The organism is Streptomyces sp. NPDC003016, assembly GCF_053591455.1.
Window position 1 is genome coordinate 1 of sequence record NZ_JBSFTV010000050.1, and the last position, 16,954, is coordinate 16,954.

The window sequence follows — 16,954 nt, forward strand, 5'->3', positions numbered from 1 at the left end:
CCGGAGGAGCTGGCCAAGGAACTCGACATGACCCCCGAGAAGGTCATCGAGGTCCAGAAGTACGGCCGCGAGCCCATCTCGCTGCACACCCCGCTCGGGGAGGACGGCGACAGCGAGTTCGGTGACCTCATCGAGGACTCCGAGGCGGTCGTCCCGGCCGACGCGGTCTCCTTCACACTCCTGCAGGAGCAGCTGCACTCGGTCCTGGACACCCTCTCGGAGCGCGAGGCGGGCGTCGTGTCCATGCGCTTCGGCCTCACCGACGGCCAGCCCAAGACGCTGGACGAGATCGGCAAGGTCTACGGCGTGACGCGTGAGCGCATCCGCCAGATCGAGTCGAAGACGATGTCGAAGCTGCGCCACCCGTCGCGCTCGCAGGTCCTGCGCGACTACCTCGACTAGGCCGTACCCGGTCGTCCACCGCCCGGACCGAGGGCCCGGAGCCTCGTACGCGAGACTCCGGGCCCCCGCGCTTCCACGGGTGCGGCGCGCCGCCGCCCGGTCGACGCTGGGGATGTCATTGCAGCGCCGAACCAGGAGGCCGAATGCGTCGCTCTTCTACCGGATCTCTGACAGGGGCGGTGGCCCTGGCGGCCGCGGCCGTTATAACGCCGCAAGCCTCGGGCGGTACCGCCGCCGCCGACGCCGTGGTGATCGGGGGCCGTCCGGTACAGGTCTCCGAGACGCCCTGGGTGGTGGCACTGGCCAGCCGTGACCGGTTCGGGGGTACGCGGGCGGGGCAATTCTGCGGGGGAGTGCTGGTGGCGCCGGACAAGGTGATGACGGCGGCCCACTGCGTGAGCAAGGACGTCCTCGGCGTACCGATCGGCCAGGTGCGCGACCTGAAGGTCGTCACCGGCCGCAGCGAGCTGGCGGGTACGGGGGGCCAGGAGGTCACGGTGAGTGAGGTGCGGATCGGTCCGGAGTACGACGCCGGGACGAACGCGGGGGACTTCGCGATGCTCACGCTGTCCACCTCGCTTCCCGCGCATCACGCCATCAAGGCCGCGGGGCCGGGAGACGCGGCGTACACGCCGGGTACGAGCGCGGTCGTCTACGGCTGGGGGGACACGACCGGCACCGGGACCTACGCGTCCGAGCTGCATGCCGCGCCGGTGGAGGTGCTGCCCGACAGCACCTGTGAGATCGCCTACCCGAAAAGCATCTACGGGACGTACAGCGCGGACACGATGCTGTGCGCCGGGGACCCGAAGGGGGGTCACGACGCGTGCCAGGGGGACAGCGGCGGGCCGCTGGTGGCCGACGGCCGGCTGATCGGGCTCGTCTCCTGGGGAGGCGGCTGCGGTCAGGCCCAGAGCCCCGGGGTGTACGCCCGCCTCTCGGCGGCCCCCGGAACGTGGGCGATCAGAGGCTGATTACGCTTACAGCGTATGAGAACGGGCGGCCTTCTCCGGGGTTTCCGGGGAAGACCGCCCGTCGACCGGTCTGTAACCGGCCCTTGGCTCGTCGTAATGGCGAGGTAATCAGCGTTCCTCGTCTTCCGGGGACGGCGGCACGGGGGTCAGCCGGTCTGTCTCGTCCTGTATTTCCGCGGCGATCTTCTTGAGTTCCGGCTCGAACTTGCGACCGTGGTGGGCGCAGAAGAGCAGTTCGCCGCCGCTGGCCAGGACAACGCGCAGGTAGGCCTGGGCGCCGCATCGGTCGCATCGGTCAGCGGCCGTCAGGGGGGTCGCGGGGGTCAGAACAGTAGTCACGTCGCCTCTTCTCTAGCTCGACGAGCTGTCGTACCAGGGTCAACATCCAACCAGGCCGAAAACGTTCCCGCTCGTGGCTTTTCCTTGAAAATTCTTCCGAAGGTGGCTGTCTGCCGCCGGTTAGCAGCGAAGGAGCCGTATTGCGTCGCTCTACGGTTTCGCGTCGGTTATTGGTGGTCTGCCCTCCCGGCTGGCTTGCCGGTTGTTCATGAGGACGTGCCCGGAGCCTAAATGGTTCATGCCTCGAAGGGAACGTGATGTCCACGTCACCCCTTCGAGGGATCGAACGTGCATACGACTCTGGACTAGCATGAGTTTTCCTGAGGGTGGCGTTACATCGGCTCTACCAGGCCTCGGTACCCTCTGACCGGCGACCCACGCCGGGCCCGTACCCCATCGGGACACATTTGAAATTCAGCGAGGAGCGAACCGCGTGACCGCCGAGACGTCCGTGCCGTCCACTGCGCTTCTGACCGGTGCAGACCGTGACGGCTCCAACTACACCGCGCGGCACCTGCTCGTACTCGAAGGGCTCGAGGCCGTCCGCAAGCGCCCTGGCATGTACATCGGTTCCACCGACAGCCGCGGCCTCATGCACTGCCTCTGGGAGATCATCGACAACTCCGTCGACGAAGCCCTCGGCGGTTACTGCGACCACATCGAGGTCATCCTCCACGAGGACGGCTCGGTGGAGGTCCAGGACAACGGCCGCGGCATCCCGGTCGACGTCGAGCCCAAGACGGGCCTGTCCGGCGTCGAGGTCGTGATGACCAAGCTGCACGCCGGCGGCAAGTTCGGCGGCGGTTCGTACGCGGCCTCCGGCGGTCTGCACGGCGTCGGCGCCTCCGTCGTCAACGCCCTCTCCGCCCGCCTGGACGTCGAGGTCGACCGCAGCAGCTCGACGCACGCCATCAGCTTCCGGCGGGGCGTCCCCGGCGCGTTCGCCGGGCCGGGCCCCGACTCCCCCTTCGACCCGGCCAACGGGCTGCGCAAGGCCAAGCGGATCCCCAAGACGCGCACCGGCACGCGCGTGCGCTACTGGGCCGACCAGCAGATCTTCCTCAAGGACGCCAAGCTCGGCCTGGAGACGCTGTACCAGCGCGCCCGCCAGACGGCCTTCCTCGTCCCCGGCCTGACCATCGTCGTACGCGACGAGCGCGCCCTGGAGGGCGAGGGCAAGACCGAGGAGATCTTCCGCTTCGACGGCGGCATCAGCGAGTTCTGCGAGTACCTCGCGCAGGACAAGGCCATCTGCGACGTTCTGCGGCTGTCCGGGCAGGGCACCTTCAAGGAGACCGTGCCGGTCCTCGACGACCGCGGGCACATGACGGCCACCGAGGTCACCCGCGAGCTCGGCGTGGACATCGCGCTGCGCTGGGGCACGGGGTACGACACCACCGTCAGGTCCTTCGTCAACATCATCGCCACTCCCAAGGGCGGCACCCACATCTCCGGCTTCGAGCGGTCCCTCACCAAGACCGTCAACGAGGCGCTGCGCTCGGCCAAGCTGCTGCGCGTCGCCGAGGACGACGTCGTCAAGGACGACGTCATGGAGGGCCTCACCGCGGTCGTCACGGTGCGGCTGGCGGAGCCGCAGTTCGAGGGTCAGACGAAGGAGATCCTCGGTACGTCGGCGGCCGCGCGGATCGTCGGCAACGTCGTCGCCAGGGAACTCAAGACGTTCCTGACCTCCACCAAGCGGGATGCCAAGCAGCAGGCGCGCTCGATCATGGAGAAGGCCGTCGCCGCCGCGCGGACGCGCATCGCGGCCCGCCAGCACAAGGAGGCGCAGCGCCGCAAGACCGCGCTGGAGACCTCCTCGCTGCCGGCCAAGCTCGCCGACTGCCGCAGTGACGACGTGGAGCGCAGCGAGCTCTTCATCGTCGAGGGGGACTCCGCGCTCGGTACGGCCAAGCTCGCCCGGAACTCCGAGTTCCAGGCGCTGCTGCCGATCCGGGGCAAGATCCTCAACGTCCAGAAGTCGTCCGTCTCGGACATGCTCAAGAACGCCGAGTGCGGCGCCATCATCCAGGTCATAGGAGCGGGCTCCGGGCGGACCTTCGACCTGGACGCCGCGCGCTACGGCAAGATCGTGCTGCTCGTGGACGCCGATGTCGACGGCGCGCACATCCGCTGCCTGCTGCTGACGCTCTTCCAGCGCTACATGCGGCCGATGGTGGAGGCGGGACGCGTCTTCGCCGCCGTGCCGCCGCTGCACCGGATCGAGCTCGTCCAGCCGAAGAAGGGCCAGGACAAGTACGTCTACACGTACTCGGACAGCGAGCTGCGGCAGAAGCTGCTGGAGTTCCAGCGCAAGAACGTGCGCTTCAAGGACTCCATCCAGCGCTACAAGGGCCTGGGCGAGATGGACGCCGACCAGCTGGCGGAGACCACGATGGACCCGCGCCACCGCACGCTGCGCCGGATCAACATCGGTGACCTGGAATCCTCCGAGCAGGTATTCGACCTGCTGATGGGCAACGAGGTCGCGCCCCGCAAGGAGTTCATCACCAGCTCGGCGGCGACCCTGGACCGCTCGCGCATCGACGCCTGAGCCGACGCCGGACGGAGTCCACCCGTGGGTGGAGCGCACCGCTCCACCCACGCTCCGATCCCCTGCGGGCCTGCGGTCCGTAGGGTCGTTCCATGACATCGCGGGCGAGCGACGGCTGGACCGCGTGGCCGTCCCCGGAGGCCCTGTCACGGCTCGGGGTGCCACCCGTGCGTACGGTCATCGACGTCCTGGTCCGGGCCGCGACCGCCACCTGGACCCTCTGGACGGCGTACGGCACGGAAGTCTTCCGGGGCGTCGCGGCCGTCGCCCCGGCGGCCGGACTGGCCCTGTGCGCGGCTGCCGCCTATGCGTACGACCGGCTCACCGCGCGCAACCGGCTGCTGCCTTCCGTCGGAACGCTCGCCGTGGTGGCCCTCGTCGGGGCGGGCTCCTGCGCCGCCGGGGCGCGGACACCCGCGTCCATCCTCTGGAGCGTCTGCGCCGTACAGGCCATGGAACGGCTGCTCCTGGCCGCCGCGCTGCCCGTGGCCGCGGCCGTCCTGGGTACGCATGGTGTCGCCAACGACGACCGGACCCTGGAGCCCGTCCTGCTCGGGCTGGGGATCGTGCTCGTCGGCTACTCCCTGCGTCTCGACGCGGAGGCCCGCGGCGCCGGCTTCCGGCTGCCCGCACAGGAACGGGCGGCCCGGGCGACGGAGGCCCGGTCCGCGGCCCTGGCCGAGCGGACCCGTATCGCCCGGGAATCCACGACGTCCTGGCACACAGCCTCTCCGCGGCCCGCATCAGCAACCTCTTCGCCAAGGCGGGGGTGCGTGACCGGGCGCAGGCGGTGCGGTACGTCCACCGGCACGGACTCGCACGGCCGCCCGGGACATCCGTCACCTGAAGGGGTGAAGTTGAAGGGATTGAAGAGTCCTGGATCTTCCCACTCTGTCCATCCTTGGCACGCGGACGATCCGTGCGCGGACAAGGAGAACTGTTCGGTGGAGAAGCACGAAGGGCGCGAGACCGCAGCGGTGCGGTTCGACGACCCCTGGTACGACGCGCTCGCCTCCGGGTGGGGCGAACTGGACGGTACGGGCGCCCCCGCGCCTGTCGCGCCGCCCGCGCCCGGCGGTCCCGGCGGTCCGCGGCCCGGCCACAGCGCGGCCGAGATCTACCTGGAGGTGCAGCGCAGCGCCGCCTTCCAGGAGGTGCGCGGCCGCTACCGGCGGTTCGTCGTCCCCGCGTCCCTCGCGTTCCTCACCTGGTACCTCGTCTACGTCGTCGCGGCGACCACCGCGCACGACCTGATGGCCCGCCCCGTCGTGGGCGCGGTGAACGTCGCGATGGTCGCCGGGCTCGGACAGTTCCTCAGCACCTTCCTGCTGACCTGGGCGTACGCGCGTCACGCGCGGCTGCGCAGGGACCGCGCGGCGCTCGACCTCCGCTGGGACACCCAGGAAATGACGCGGGGGGCCGAGCGATGACGGACTCAGCGATGACGGGCTCAGCGATGGCAGGCCCGGCCATGGCAGGCCCGGCCATGACCACGCAGCACCAGACCCTCGCGCTGCTGCTGTTCTGCGCGTTCATCGCGGTCACGCTGGCGATCACGACCTGGGTGAGCCGCAACCGGCACGGCTCCGCCGAGGAGTTCTATGCGGGAGGACGGCTGTTCTCCCCCATGGAGAATGGTTTCGCCATCGCGGGCGACTACATGTCCGCCGCGTCCTTCCTCGGCATCTCCGGACTGATCGCCCTCTACGGCTACGACGGCATGCTCTACTCCGTGGGCTTCCTCGTGGCGTGGCTCGTCGTCCTGCTGCTCGTCGCCGAACTCGTCCGCAACTGCGGCCGGTTCACCCTCGCCGATGTCATCGCCGCGCGGATGAGCGAGCGCCCCGTCCGTATCGCGGCGGGAACTTCCTCGGTCACCGTGTCCGTTCTCTACCTGGTGGCGCAGATGGTGGGGGCGGGCAGCCTGGTCGCGCTGCTGCTGGGCGGGGACAGCGAGGCCGCGCGTTCCTGGACGGTCATCGGCGTGGGCGCGCTGATGGTGATCTATGTGTCGCTGGGAGGGATGCGGGCCACCACCTGGATCCAGATCGTCAAGGCAGTGCTGCTGATGGCGGGTACGGTCGTGCTCACCGTGCTCGTCCTGGTGCGCTTCCACGGCGACTTCAACCAGCTGCTGCTCTCCGCCGCGGAGCGCAGCGGCCACGGCAGGGACTTCCTGGCACCCGGTCTGCGGTACGGCGGCGACTGGACCGCCCGCTTCGACTTCGTCAGCCTCGGCCTCGCGCTCGTCCTCGGTACGGCCGGGCTGCCGCACATCCTGTCCCGCTTCTACACCGTGCCGACCGCGCGCGCCGCCCGCCGCTCGGTCGTCTGGTCCGTCGGCCTCATCGGCAGCTTCTACCTGATGACGATCGTGCTCGGCTTCGGCGCGGCGGCGGTGGTCGGATCCGACGAGGTCCGGGCGTCGAACGCCGCCGGGAACACGGCGGTTCCCCTGCTGGCGCTCGACCTGGGCGGCGGCGCCGGCTCCACCGGAGGAACGGTTCTCTTCGCCGTCGTGGCGGCCGTCGCCTTCGCCACCATCCTCGCGGTCGTGGCCGGCATCACGCTGGCGTCCTCCGCCTCCGTCGCCCATGATCTGTACGCCTCGCTCAGGCGCCGCCACGCCAGGCAGCACAGCGAGGTCGCGGTGGCCCGTGTCGCGGCGGCCGGTGTCGGGGCCGTGGCCATCGGCCTCGGCCTGCTCGCCCGCGACCTGAACGTCGCCTTCCTTGTCGGCCTGGCCTTCGCGGTCGCCGCGTCCGCCAATCTGCCGGTGCTGCTCTACTCGCTGTTCTGGCGGAAGTTCACCACTCGCGGCGCGGTCTGGTCGGTGTACGGCGGCCTGGTCCCGGCCGTACTGCTCGTGCTGTTCTCGCCGGTTGTCTCCGGCAGTCCCGAAGCGCTCTTCCCGGGCGTCGACTTCCAGCTCTTCCCGTTGCAGAATCCGGGCCTGGTCTCGATCCCGCTGGGCTTCCTCGCGGGCTGGGCCGGTACGGCGCTGTCGCCCGGACCACCGGACGCGGCCAGGCACGCGGAGGCAGAGGTGCGCTCACTGACGGGCGCGGGCGCGGCCTGACCGGGCGGCGTCGGGAGGGGCGGCGGGAGGCGGCGAGCGGGGAGTAGGCGCGGCGGCGGGAGGCTGCGAGCGGGAAGTGGGCGCGGCGACGGGGGCCGCACGTGCTCAGCGGCTGCCGGCCGTCCACGCGTACCGGTGCTCCGGGCGGCCCGTCTCGCCGTACTTGAGGCTGAGGCGTACCCGCCCCGACCTCTCCAGCAGTTTCAGATAGCGCTGCGCGGTCTGCCGGCTCATGCCCGCCCGCTCCGCGATCTCCTGGGCGGACAGCGGGCCCCCGGCGGCCAGCAGCACCTGGCGGACCAGCTCCGCGGTGGTCGGCGAGTGCCCCTTGGGAAGGTCGGGGGAGCCGGTCACGGACAGTGCCCCGAAGATACGGTCGACCTCGGCCTGTTCCGCCTCGCCGCCCCCGTCGAGGGTCCGGCGCAGCCCGGCGTACGCCTCCAGCTTGGTGCGCAGCCCGGCGAAGTTGAAGGGTTTCACCAGGTACTGGAGGGCTCCCTGACGCATCGCCGCCTGCACGGTCCCGATGTCGCGCGCCGCCGTCACCATGATCACGTCGGTCTGGAGGCCGAGCCCGCGCAGCTCCCGTACGAGCGCGAGCCCGTTCCCGTCCGGCAGATAGTGGTCCAGGAGCACCAGGTCGACGTGGTGCGCGCGCAGCTGTGCCAGGGCGTCGGCGGCGGAGTGCGCCCGGCCGACGACGCGGAAGCCCGCCACCTTGGCCACGTACGCGGCGTTGATCTCCGCGACCCGGACGTCGTCGTCCACCACTAGTACGTCGATCATCGCGTCTCTCCCGCCGTGTCCAGCGCCGCCGTGGTCACTTCCGCATCGGCCGGCCCGCCGTCGGCCGGTCCGGCATCCGTCAGCGCCTCCGGCAGTACGACGGTGAATGCGGCGCCCCCCTCCGCCCCCTCGCCGGCCCGGGCGCTGCCGCCCTGCCGCTCCGCGAGCCTGCGCACCATCGCGAGGCCGAGGCCGCGCTTGCCGTGGGCCGGGAGCTCCTTGGTCGACCACCCCTCCGTGAAGATCAGCTCCCGCTGCCCGGCGGGAACACCGGGCCCGCTGTCGGCCACCCGCAGCACGGCCGTACGCCCCCGCGCCCGCAGCTCGACCTCGATGCGGGCGTCCGGGGAACCGGCCGAGGCGTCCAGTGCGTTGTCCACCAGGTTGCCGACCACCGTGACCAGACCGCGCGGGTCCACCAGGCGGTCGGGCAGCAGCGTCGCGTCCGAGAGCCGCAGCGCGACCCCGCGCTCCGCGGCGACCGTGGCCTTGCCGACCAGCAGCGCCGCCAGCAGCGGATCGTGGATCTTCTCGGTGATCTGCTCGGCGGTGGCGCGGTGCACCGCTGCGACCTCCGTCACGAACTCCACCGCCTCCTCGTGCATGCCCAGTTCCAGCAGTCCCAGGAGCGTATGCATCCGGTTGGCGTGCTCGTGGTCCTGGGCGCGCAGGGCGTCGATCAGGCCGCGGGTCGAATCCAGCTCGCGGCCGAGCCGCTCCAGCTCCGTACGGTCGCGCAGGGTCGCCACGGCGCCCCCGTCGTCCGTCGGCATCCGGTTGGTGACCAGCACGCGCTGGCCGCGTACGGTCAGCAGGTCCTCGCCGGTCACCCGCCCCGCCAGCACATCCGCGGTACGCCCCTCGCCCAGGGCCTCGTCGAGCGGCCGTCCGGTGACCTCGGCGCCGAGCCCGAGCAGCCGCTGGGCCTCGTCGTTCATCAGCCGGATCCTGCCCTCGGCGTCGAGGGCGACGACACCTTCGCGAATGCCGTGCAGCATCGCCTCGCGCTCGGCCAGCAGCGCGGAGATGTCGGAGAAGGCGAGGTCATGGGTCTGCCGCTGGAGCCTGCGGGAGATGAGGTACGCCGCCACCGCGCCGACGGCCAGGGCCCCGCCCGCGTACGCCAGCAGCCCGGGGATCGCCCCCAGCAGCCGGGCGCGGACGCTGTCGTACTCGATACCGACCGACACCGCGCCGACGATCTCACCGCCGGCGTCGCGCAGCGGGACCTTGCCGCGGGCGGAGCGGCCGAGCGTACCCTCGTCGATCTCCATGACCTCGTGGCCGGCGAGCGCTTCGCTGGGGTCGGTGGAGACGACCTTGCCGATCTGGCCGGTGTCGGTGTGGGACCAGCGGACGCCGCGCTCGTCCATGACCACGACGTACTCGGCGCCGGTGGAGCGCCTGATGCGGTCGGCCCCGGCCTGTACGGGCCCTCCGGCGGCGGGCCGGGAGCCGGCGAGCGCGTCGGCCAGCTGCGGCTGGGCCGCGGTGGTCTGCGCGATCGCGAGCGCGCGCCGCATCGCCTCGTGGTCCAGCTGATCGCTGAGCGGGGCGAGGAAGAGGCCGGTGGCGAGCACGGTGACACCGCCGGCGATGGCCAGCTGCATCAGGAGGACCTGCGAGAAGACGCGCTGGGGCCAGCCCAGACGGAAACGTCTGGCGGGGGCGGTCGGTGCGGCGCTCATGTCTACGAACGGTAGAGCGCCGGGCTCGCCTTTCCGAAATCCCGTGCTCACCCCCTCGCCCTCCCTGCGGCTCGTACGACCGGCCGGAGCGCCAATATCCTGGTGCGGCCGCTTCCCGCGCTACGAGAAAGGCCACCTGGTGAGCAAGAAGCAGATCCCGGTCATCGTCCTCACGGGCTTCCTGGGATCCGGCAAGACCACCTTGCTCAACCATCTGCTGAGGCGGAGCAGAGGCACCAGGATCGGTGCGATCGTCAATGACTTCGGGGCCATCGAGATCGATGCCATGGCGGTCGCCGGGCAGCTCGGGGACTCCACCGTTTCGCTCGGCAACGGCTGTCTGTGCTGCGCCGTCGACGCCAGCGAGCTCGACGCGTACCTGGAGAGGCTGACCCGCCCCGCCGCCCGTCTCGATGTGATCGTCATCGAGGCGAGCGGTCTCGCCGAGCCGCAGGAGCTCGTCCGGATGATCCTGGCCAGTGAGAACGAGCGGATCGTGTACGGAGGGCTCGCCGAGGTCGTCGACGCCGCCGAGTTCGACGCGACCCGGGAGCGCCACCCCGAGATCGACCGCCACCTCGCCCTCGCCGACCTCGTCGTCCTGAACAAGACGGACCGGGTGGGGGAGGAGCGGCTCGCGAGCGTCCTCGACACCGTCCGGGCTCTCAGCGGCTCCGCCGCCGTGGTCCGCGCGTCGTACGGGCGGATCGATCCGCAGCTGCTCTTCGACCCGGCGGCACGGCCGGACGCCGAGGAGAAGGCGCGGCAGCTGTCGTTCGACGACCTGCGGAGCGAGGACCCCGAGGACCGCCACGACGATCATCTGCACGCCGCGTACGAGAGCGTCTCCTTCACCTCCGACGTGCCCATGGACCCGCGCCGGCTCATGGAGTTCCTCGACAGCAGGCCGGAGGGGCTCTACCGGATCAAGGGGTACGTCGACTTCGGTGCGGCCGACGCCCGCAACCGGTACGCGGTGCATGCCGTCGGCCGGTTCCTGCGCTTCTACCCCGAGCCCTGGGGACGCGAGGAGCCGAGACGCACCCAGCTGGTCCTCATCGGATCCGGGACGGACGCCGGGGCGCTGGGCAAGGAACTGGCGTCCTGCCGGGCGGACGGCCCGCGGGACGCCCTCGCCGCTGCCGACGAGCACAGCATGTGGGGCGTCCTGCGGTACGTACAGGGCGAGGGCTGACCGGGGGAGCCGGGCCCCGGGCCAGGGCCGGCCGCCAGGAGACCCGGCGGCCAGGCGCTAGACCGGGCCTGCCAGAGCCGCCACCGCCGTCGTCAGCGGTGTGCCCGAGCCGTCGCGGCGCGGGTCCTGCTCGGGCAGCTCCACCGGTGTGCCGTTCTTCGCCGCCGCGCGCGCCGGAGCCGCGCCCGCCCAGGCCAGGATCAGCGTGTCCTCGCCCTTGAGGAACCGCTGGCAGCGCACGCCGCCCGTGGCCCGGCCCTTGCGCGGGTACTGGTCGAACGGCGTCAGCTTCGCCGACGTCTCGGAGTCGCCGAGCAGCGTGCCGGCCGCGCCGGCCACCGTGAAGACCACGGCGTCCGCCGCCGGGTCCACCGCGGTGAAGGAGATCACCTTGGCGCCGTCGGCGAGCTTGATGCCCGTCATACCGCCCGCGGCGCGGCCCTGCGGCCGCACCTGCCCCGCCGGATAGCGCAGCAGCTGGGCGTCGTCCGTGATGAAGACCAGGTCCTCCTCGCCGGTGCGCAGCTCGGCCCCGCCGACGATCCGGTCACCGTCCCTGAGGGTGATGACCTCCAGCTCGTCCTTGTTCGCCGGGTAGTCCGGGACGACCCGCTTCACCACGCCCTGCTCGGTGCCGAGCGCGAGCCCCGGCGAGGACTCGTCGAGCGTGGTGAGGCAGATCAGCGACTCGCCCGCTTCCAGGGACAGGAACTCCGCGACCGGCGCGCCGCCCGAGAGGTTCGGCGCGGACGCCGTGTCCGGCAGCTGGGGCAGGTCGATCACCGACAGCCGCAGCAGCCGCCCGGCCGAGGTCACCGCGCCCACGTCACCGCGCGCCGTCGCGGGCACCGCGGAGACGATCACGTCGTGCTTGGCGCGCCGGGCGTCGTCCAGGGCGAGAGGCTCGCCACTGGCCGTACGGGCCAGCAGTCCGGTCGAGGACAGGAGGATGCGGCAGGGGTCGTCCGCGACCTCCAGCGGCACCGCGGCGACCGGCGAACTTCCGGACTCCAGCAGCACGGTGCGCCGGTCGGTGCCGAACTTCTTCGCCACCGCCGCCAGTTCCGCCGAGACCAGCTTGCGCAGCTCTGCGTCCGACTCCAGGATCCCGGTCAGCTCGTCGATCTCGCCGTTCAGCCGGTCGCGCTCGCTCTCCAGCTCGATCCGGTCGAACCTGGTGAGCCGGCGCAGCGGCGTGTCCAGGATGTACTGCGTCTGGATCTCGCTCAGCGAGAAGCGCTCGATCAGCCGCTCCTTCGCCTGCCCCGAGTTGTCGCTGGAGCGGATGAGGCGGATGACCTCGTCGATGTCGAGCAGCGCGACGAGCAGGCCCTCGACCAGGTGCAGCCGGTCGCGCCGCTTGGTGCGGCGGAACTCGCTGCGGCGGCGCACGACCTCGAAACGGTGGTCGAGATAGACCTCCAGCAGCTCCTTGAGCCCCAGCGTCAGCGGCTGGCCGTCGACCAGCGCCACGTTGTTGATGCCGAAGGTCTCCTCCATCGGCGTCAGCTTGTAGAGCTGCTCCAGGACGGCCTCGGGGACGAAGCCGTTCTTGACCTCGATGACCAGACGCAGACCGTGCATGCGGTCCGTGAGGTCCTTGACGTCCGCGATGCCCTGGAGCTTCTTCGACGAGACCAGGTCCTTGATCTTGGCGATCACCTTCTCCGGGCCGACCGTGAACGGCAGTTCGGTGACGACCAGGCCCTTGCGGCGCGCGGTCACGTTCTCCACGGTGGCCGTCGCGCGGATCTTGAAGGTGCCGCGCCCCTTCTCGTACGCGTCCTTGATGCCGCCGAGGCCGACGATGCGGCCGCCGGTCGGCAGGTCGGGCCCGGGCACGAAACGCATCAGCGTCTCAAGGTCCGCGCCGGGGTGCCTGATCAGGTGCCGGGCGGCGGCGACGACCTCGCCCAGGTTGTGCGGCGGCATGTTCGTCGCCATGCCGACGGCGATTCCGGAGGCGCCGTTGACCAGCAGGTTCGGATACGCCGCGGGAAGTGCGACCGGCTCCCGCTCCTGCCCGTCGTAGTTCGGGTTGAAGTCGACCGTGTCCTCGTCGATGGACTCCGTCATCAGCGACGTGGCGTCGGCCATCCGGCACTCGGTGTACCGCATGGCGGCCGGCGGGTCGTCGTTGCCGAGGGAGCCGAAGTTGCCGTGCCCGTCGACCAGGGGCAGGCGCATGGAGAAGGGCTGGGCCATCCGTACGAGCGCGTCGTAGATCGAAGCGTCGCCGTGCGGGTGCAGCTTGCCCATCACCTCGCCGACGACGCGGGCGCACTTCACATAGCCGCGGTCGGGCCGCAGCCCCATCTCGTTCATCTGGTAGACGATGCGTCGGTGCACCGGCTTCATGCCGTCGCGGGCGTCGGGCAGCGCTCGCGAGTAGATCACCGAGTACGCGTACTCGAGGAAGGAGCCCTGCATTTCGTCGACGACGTCGACATCGAGGATCTTCTCCTCGAACGCATCGTCCGGCGGCGGGGTCTTCGTGCTGCGGCGGGCCATCGCGGCTGCGGCTCCTTCGCGGTTCTGTCGGGGTGGATTCTTGGGTCTGATGCCGACCATTGTGGACCGGTCCACTGACAACGCCGACCCCGACCCGTCCGTAGCGCCTGCTCGGGCGTTCCCTGAGGGCGTACACCGGCCGGGAACTTCGCCAGGCGTCAGTGCGCTTGCATACAGTGGCAGGACTTCTCCATATCGCGATCGAAGGGACGTACATGCCCATGGGTCACACGGCCACAGCGCAGGCCGGTTCCGGCGGCCTGACAGCGACCGAGCACCGGCTGGCCAATGGCCTGCGCGTGGTGCTCTCCGAGGACCACCTGACCCCGGTCGCCGCGGTCTGCCTCTGGTACGACGTGGGCTCACGCCACGAGGTCAAGGGCCGTACCGGTCTTGCTCACCTTTTCGAGCACCTGATGTTCCAGGGCTCGGCACAGGTCAAGGGCAACGGCCACTTCGAGCTGGTGCAGGGTGCGGGCGGTTCGCTCAACGGCACGACCAGCTTCGAGCGCACCAACTACTTCGAGACGATGCCCGCCCACCAGGTGGAGCTGGCTCTGTGGCTGGAAGCCGACCGGATGGGCTCGCTGCTCTCCGCGCTCGACGAGGAGTCCATGGAGAACCAGCGCGACGTCGTCAAGAACGAGCGCCGCCAGCGGTACGACAACGTTCCGTACGGCACCGCGTTCGAGAAGCTGACCGCCCTCTCCTACCCGGAGGGCCACCCGTACCACCACACGCCGATCGGTTCGATGGCCGACCTGGACGCCGCGACCCTCGAGGACGCGCGCGCCTTCTTCCGTACGTACTACGCGCCCAACAACGCGGTGCTCTCGGTCGTCGGCGACATCGACCCGGAGCAGACCCTCGCCTGGATCGAGAAGTACTTCGGCTCCATCCCGTCCCACGACGGCAAGCAGCCGCCGCGCGACGGGACGCTGCCCGACATCATCGGCGAGGAGCTCCGCGAGGAGATCCACGAAGAGGTCCCGGCCCGCGCGCTGATGGCCGCCTACCGGCTGCCGCAGGACGGCACCCGCGAGGCCGACGCCGCCGACCTGGCCCTCACCGTCCTCGGCGGCGGCGAGTCCTCCCGGCTGCACAACCGCCTGGTCCGCCGCGACCGGACGGCCGTCGCCGCCGGTTTCGGGCTGCTGCGCCTCGCCGGAGCCCCCTCGCTGGGCTGGCTGGACGTCAAGACGTCGGCCGGCGTCGAGGTGCCCGACATCGAGCGCGCGGTCGACGAGGAGCTGGCCCGCTTCGCCGCCGAGGGCCCCACGCCCGAGGAGATGGAGCGCGCGCAGGCCCAGCTGGAGCGCGAGTGGCTCGACCGGCTCGGTACGGTCGCGGGCCGCGCCGACGAACTCTGCCGGTACGCCGTCCTGTTCGGCGACCCCCAGCTCGCGCTGACCGCCGTCCAGCGCGTCCTGGACATCACGGCGGAGGAGGTCCAGGCGGCCGCCGAGGCCCGCCTGCGCCCGGACAACCGCGCGGTCCTGGTGTACGAGCCGACACCCGCGGCGGACGCAGCCGCAGCCGACGACACCGCAGACGCCGCCGGTGCGGCCGGTACGCAGGAAGGGGCGGACAAGTGACCGACACCGCAGCCGTGAGCATGGAATTCCACCCCCAGCCGCAGGCGGGCACCCCCACGCCGTGGGCGTTCCCCGCCCCCGAGCGCGGCTCCCTGCCCAACGGCCTGACCGTCCTGCGCTGCCACCGCCCCGGCCAGCAGGTCATGGCCGTCGAGGTCTTCCTCGCCGCCCCCCTGGAGGCCGAGCCCGAGGGCCTCGACGGTGTGGCCACGATCATGTCGCGGGCCCTCTCCGAGGGCACCGACAAGCACTCCGCCGAGGAGTTCGCCGCCGAGCTGGAGCGCTGCGGCGCCACGCTCGACGCGTACGCCGACCACCCGGGCGTCCGGGTCTCCCTGGAGGTCCCGGTCTCCCGGCTGCCCAAGGCGCTCGGCCTGCTCGCCGACGCGCTGCGCGCGCCCGCCTTCGCGGACGGCGAGATCGAGCGGCTGGTGGCCAACCGGCTCGACGAGATCCCGCACGAGACGGCCAACCCGTCCCGCCGCGCCGCCAAGCAGCTCTCCAAGGAGCTGTTCCCGGCGACCTCGCGCATGTCGCGTCCGCGCCAGGGCTCCGAGGAGACGGTCAAGCGCATCGACTCCGCCGCCGTGAAGGGCTTCTACGCGGCGCACGTGCGTCCCGCGACCGCCACCGCCGTGATCGTCGGCGACCTCGACGGCACCGACCTGGACGCCGTACTGGCCGACACCCTGGGGGCGTGGAAGGGCGACACCGCCGAGCCCCGCCCCGTACCGCCGGTGACGGCCGACGACACCGGCCGTGTGGTCATCGTGGACCGCCCCGGCGCGGTCCAGACGCAGCTGCTCATCGGCCGGATCGGCCCCGACCGGCACGACCGCGTCTGGCCGGCCCAGGTCCTCGGCACGTACTGCCTGGGCGGCACGCTCACCTCCCGCCTGGACCGCGTCCTGCGCGAGGAGAAGGGCTACACGTACGGCGTGCGCGCCTTCGGCCAGGTGCTGCGCTCCGCTCCCGACGGATCGGGCGCCGCGATGCTGGCGATCAGCGGCTCGGTGGACACGGAGTCCACGGGCCCGGCGCTCGAAGACCTGTGGAAGGTGCTGCGCACCCTCGCGGCCGAGGGCCTCACCGACGCCGAGCGCGACGTCGCCGTGCAGAACCTGGTGGGTGTCGCACCGCTCAAGTACGAGACGGCGGCGGCCGTCGCCGGCACGCTCGCCGACCAGGTCGAGCAGCACCTGCCGGACGACTTCCAGGCCCAGCTGTACGCCCGCCTCGTTGAGACGGGCACGGTGGAGGCCACTGCGGCGGTCGTCAGCGCCTTCCCCGAGGACCGTCTGGTCACGGTCCTCGTCGGGGACGCGTCGCAGATCGAGGAGCCCGTCAGGGCGCTCGGCATCGGTGACGTGACGGTGGTCGCCGGCTGACGGTCCGTCCGTTCGAGCCGAGCCGATTGCGCAACTCCCTCACCACGGGAGGTGGAGGGACCCCGGTGGCCGACAGGCTGCCGGGGTCCTTGGCGTATGTCCGTTTTGTTGCGGAGGTTGCCTTTCTGACCTGTGGGGTGCGTTACAAAGTGCGGGGTCTTTTTGGTGATTGAAAGATGTCCCGTTTAGCGTCGGTCCGGCTGTCCGTCAGCAGTGAGCCGCATCCGCGGCACCGGGCAGTCATCGCCGAGTCCCCGTCAGGCGCGAGCCTGGGGAGCCGGGGACCCACCCTCCTGCCGTCTTCGCGGCTGGAGGAGCCCAGTCCCTGGGGTGAATCGGACGTCCTTCCGTGCGTACGTACGGAAGGGGTCCGTAGGAGACCTTCCTGCTCCGAACCCGTCAGCTAACCCGGTAGGCGAGAAGGAAGGAAAGGACCAGCCACT

The 16,954-nt window shown here is 71.1% G+C and carries 12 protein-coding genes and 1 riboswitch; of the genes, 8 read left to right on the forward strand and 4 right to left on the reverse strand.

The features are described from left to right. Together ACWDZ4_RS30760 and ACWDZ4_RS30765 are read left to right on the forward strand one after the other, a co-directional pair. Positions 1 to 402, forward strand: a 402-nt coding sequence (locus tag ACWDZ4_RS30760; RefSeq protein WP_355724612.1) for a sigma-70 family RNA polymerase sigma factor, incomplete at its 5' end; no start/stop codon positions are given. A gap of 143 nt (positions 403 to 545) precedes the next feature. Then, positions 546 to 1,376, forward strand: coding sequence for a S1 family peptidase (locus tag ACWDZ4_RS30765; RefSeq protein ID WP_451511669.1), 831 nt, complete (start codon positions 546 to 548; stop codon positions 1,374 to 1,376). Between the two features lie 108 nt (positions 1,377 to 1,484). On the opposite strand, the gene ACWDZ4_RS30770 is transcribed toward ACWDZ4_RS30765, so the two are convergent. After that, positions 1,485 to 1,715 (reverse strand): DUF7455 domain-containing protein, encoded by a 231-nt coding sequence (locus ACWDZ4_RS30770; RefSeq protein WP_344490462.1) that lies wholly within the window; start codon positions 1,713 to 1,715, stop codon positions 1,485 to 1,487. Between the two features lie 433 nt (positions 1,716 to 2,148). Between ACWDZ4_RS30770 and ACWDZ4_RS30775 the strand changes: the two genes are divergently transcribed. The 3 genes from ACWDZ4_RS30775 to ACWDZ4_RS30785 all read left to right on the forward strand — a co-directional run bounded on the left by ACWDZ4_RS30775 (position 2,149) and on the right by ACWDZ4_RS30785 (position 7,348). After that, entirely contained in the window at positions 2,149 to 4,269 is a 2,121-nt protein-coding gene (locus ACWDZ4_RS30775; protein ID WP_451511670.1) for a DNA gyrase/topoisomerase IV subunit B, read from the forward strand. Positions 4,270 to 5,246: 977 nt separating this feature from the next. Then, positions 5,247 to 5,699: a DUF485 domain-containing protein gene (locus ACWDZ4_RS30780; RefSeq protein ID WP_451511701.1), complete on the forward strand. Its 453-nt coding sequence runs from the start codon at positions 5,247 to 5,249 to the stop codon at positions 5,697 to 5,699. Between the two features lie 56 nt (positions 5,700 to 5,755). Beyond that, the gene (locus ACWDZ4_RS30785; RefSeq protein WP_451511671.1) at positions 5,756 to 7,348 is read left to right on the forward strand and encodes a solute symporter family protein; all 1,593 of its coding nucleotides are present in this window, start codon (positions 5,756 to 5,758) and stop codon (positions 7,346 to 7,348) included. Between the two features lie 105 nt (positions 7,349 to 7,453). Here the strand turns inward: ACWDZ4_RS30785 and ACWDZ4_RS30790 are convergent, their stop codons facing one another. Together ACWDZ4_RS30790 and ACWDZ4_RS30795 are read right to left on the reverse strand one after the other, a co-directional pair. Then, on the reverse strand, positions 7,454 to 8,134 hold the full coding sequence (locus ACWDZ4_RS30790; protein ID WP_093798633.1) for a DUF7342 family protein: 681 nt from the start codon (positions 8,132 to 8,134) through the stop codon (positions 7,454 to 7,456). Continuing rightward, positions 8,131 to 9,822, reverse strand: coding sequence for an ATP-binding protein (locus ACWDZ4_RS30795; protein WP_451511672.1), 1,692 nt, complete (start codon positions 9,820 to 9,822; stop codon positions 8,131 to 8,133). Before ACWDZ4_RS30795 ends, ACWDZ4_RS30790 begins: the two co-directional genes overlap by 4 nt. Positions 9,823 to 9,961: 139 nt before the next feature. Here ACWDZ4_RS30795 and ACWDZ4_RS30800 point away from each other — a divergent pair, with 139 nt between their 5' ends. After that, positions 9,962 to 11,017, forward strand: a complete 1,056-nt coding sequence (locus tag ACWDZ4_RS30800) for a CobW family GTP-binding protein (protein ID WP_451511673.1) — start codon at positions 9,962 to 9,964, stop codon at positions 11,015 to 11,017. Positions 11,018 to 11,074: 57 nt separating this feature from the next. On the opposite strand, the gene ACWDZ4_RS30805 is transcribed toward ACWDZ4_RS30800, so the two are convergent. Further along, positions 11,075 to 13,528 carry a DNA gyrase/topoisomerase IV subunit A gene (locus ACWDZ4_RS30805; protein ID WP_451511674.1) on the reverse strand — a complete coding sequence of 818 codons (2,454 nt, stop codon included), beginning with the start codon at positions 13,526 to 13,528 and terminating at the stop codon, positions 11,075 to 11,077. Between the two features lie 215 nt (positions 13,529 to 13,743). Here ACWDZ4_RS30805 and ACWDZ4_RS30810 point away from each other — a divergent pair, with 215 nt between their 5' ends. Further along, a complete protein-coding gene (locus ACWDZ4_RS30810) occupies positions 13,744 to 15,123 on the forward strand; it encodes a M16 family metallopeptidase (protein ID WP_451511675.1) in 1,380 nt (459 codons plus the stop codon). Between the two features lie 20 nt (positions 15,124 to 15,143). Then, positions 15,144 to 16,511, forward strand: coding sequence for a M16 family metallopeptidase (locus ACWDZ4_RS30815; protein ID WP_451511702.1), 1,368 nt, complete (start codon positions 15,144 to 15,146; stop codon positions 16,509 to 16,511). A gap of 234 nt (positions 16,512 to 16,745) precedes the next feature. Continuing rightward, positions 16,746 to 16,943: riboswitch (cyclic di-AMP (ydaO/yuaA leader) on the forward strand. Positions 16,944 to 16,954 lie beyond the last annotated feature (11 nt).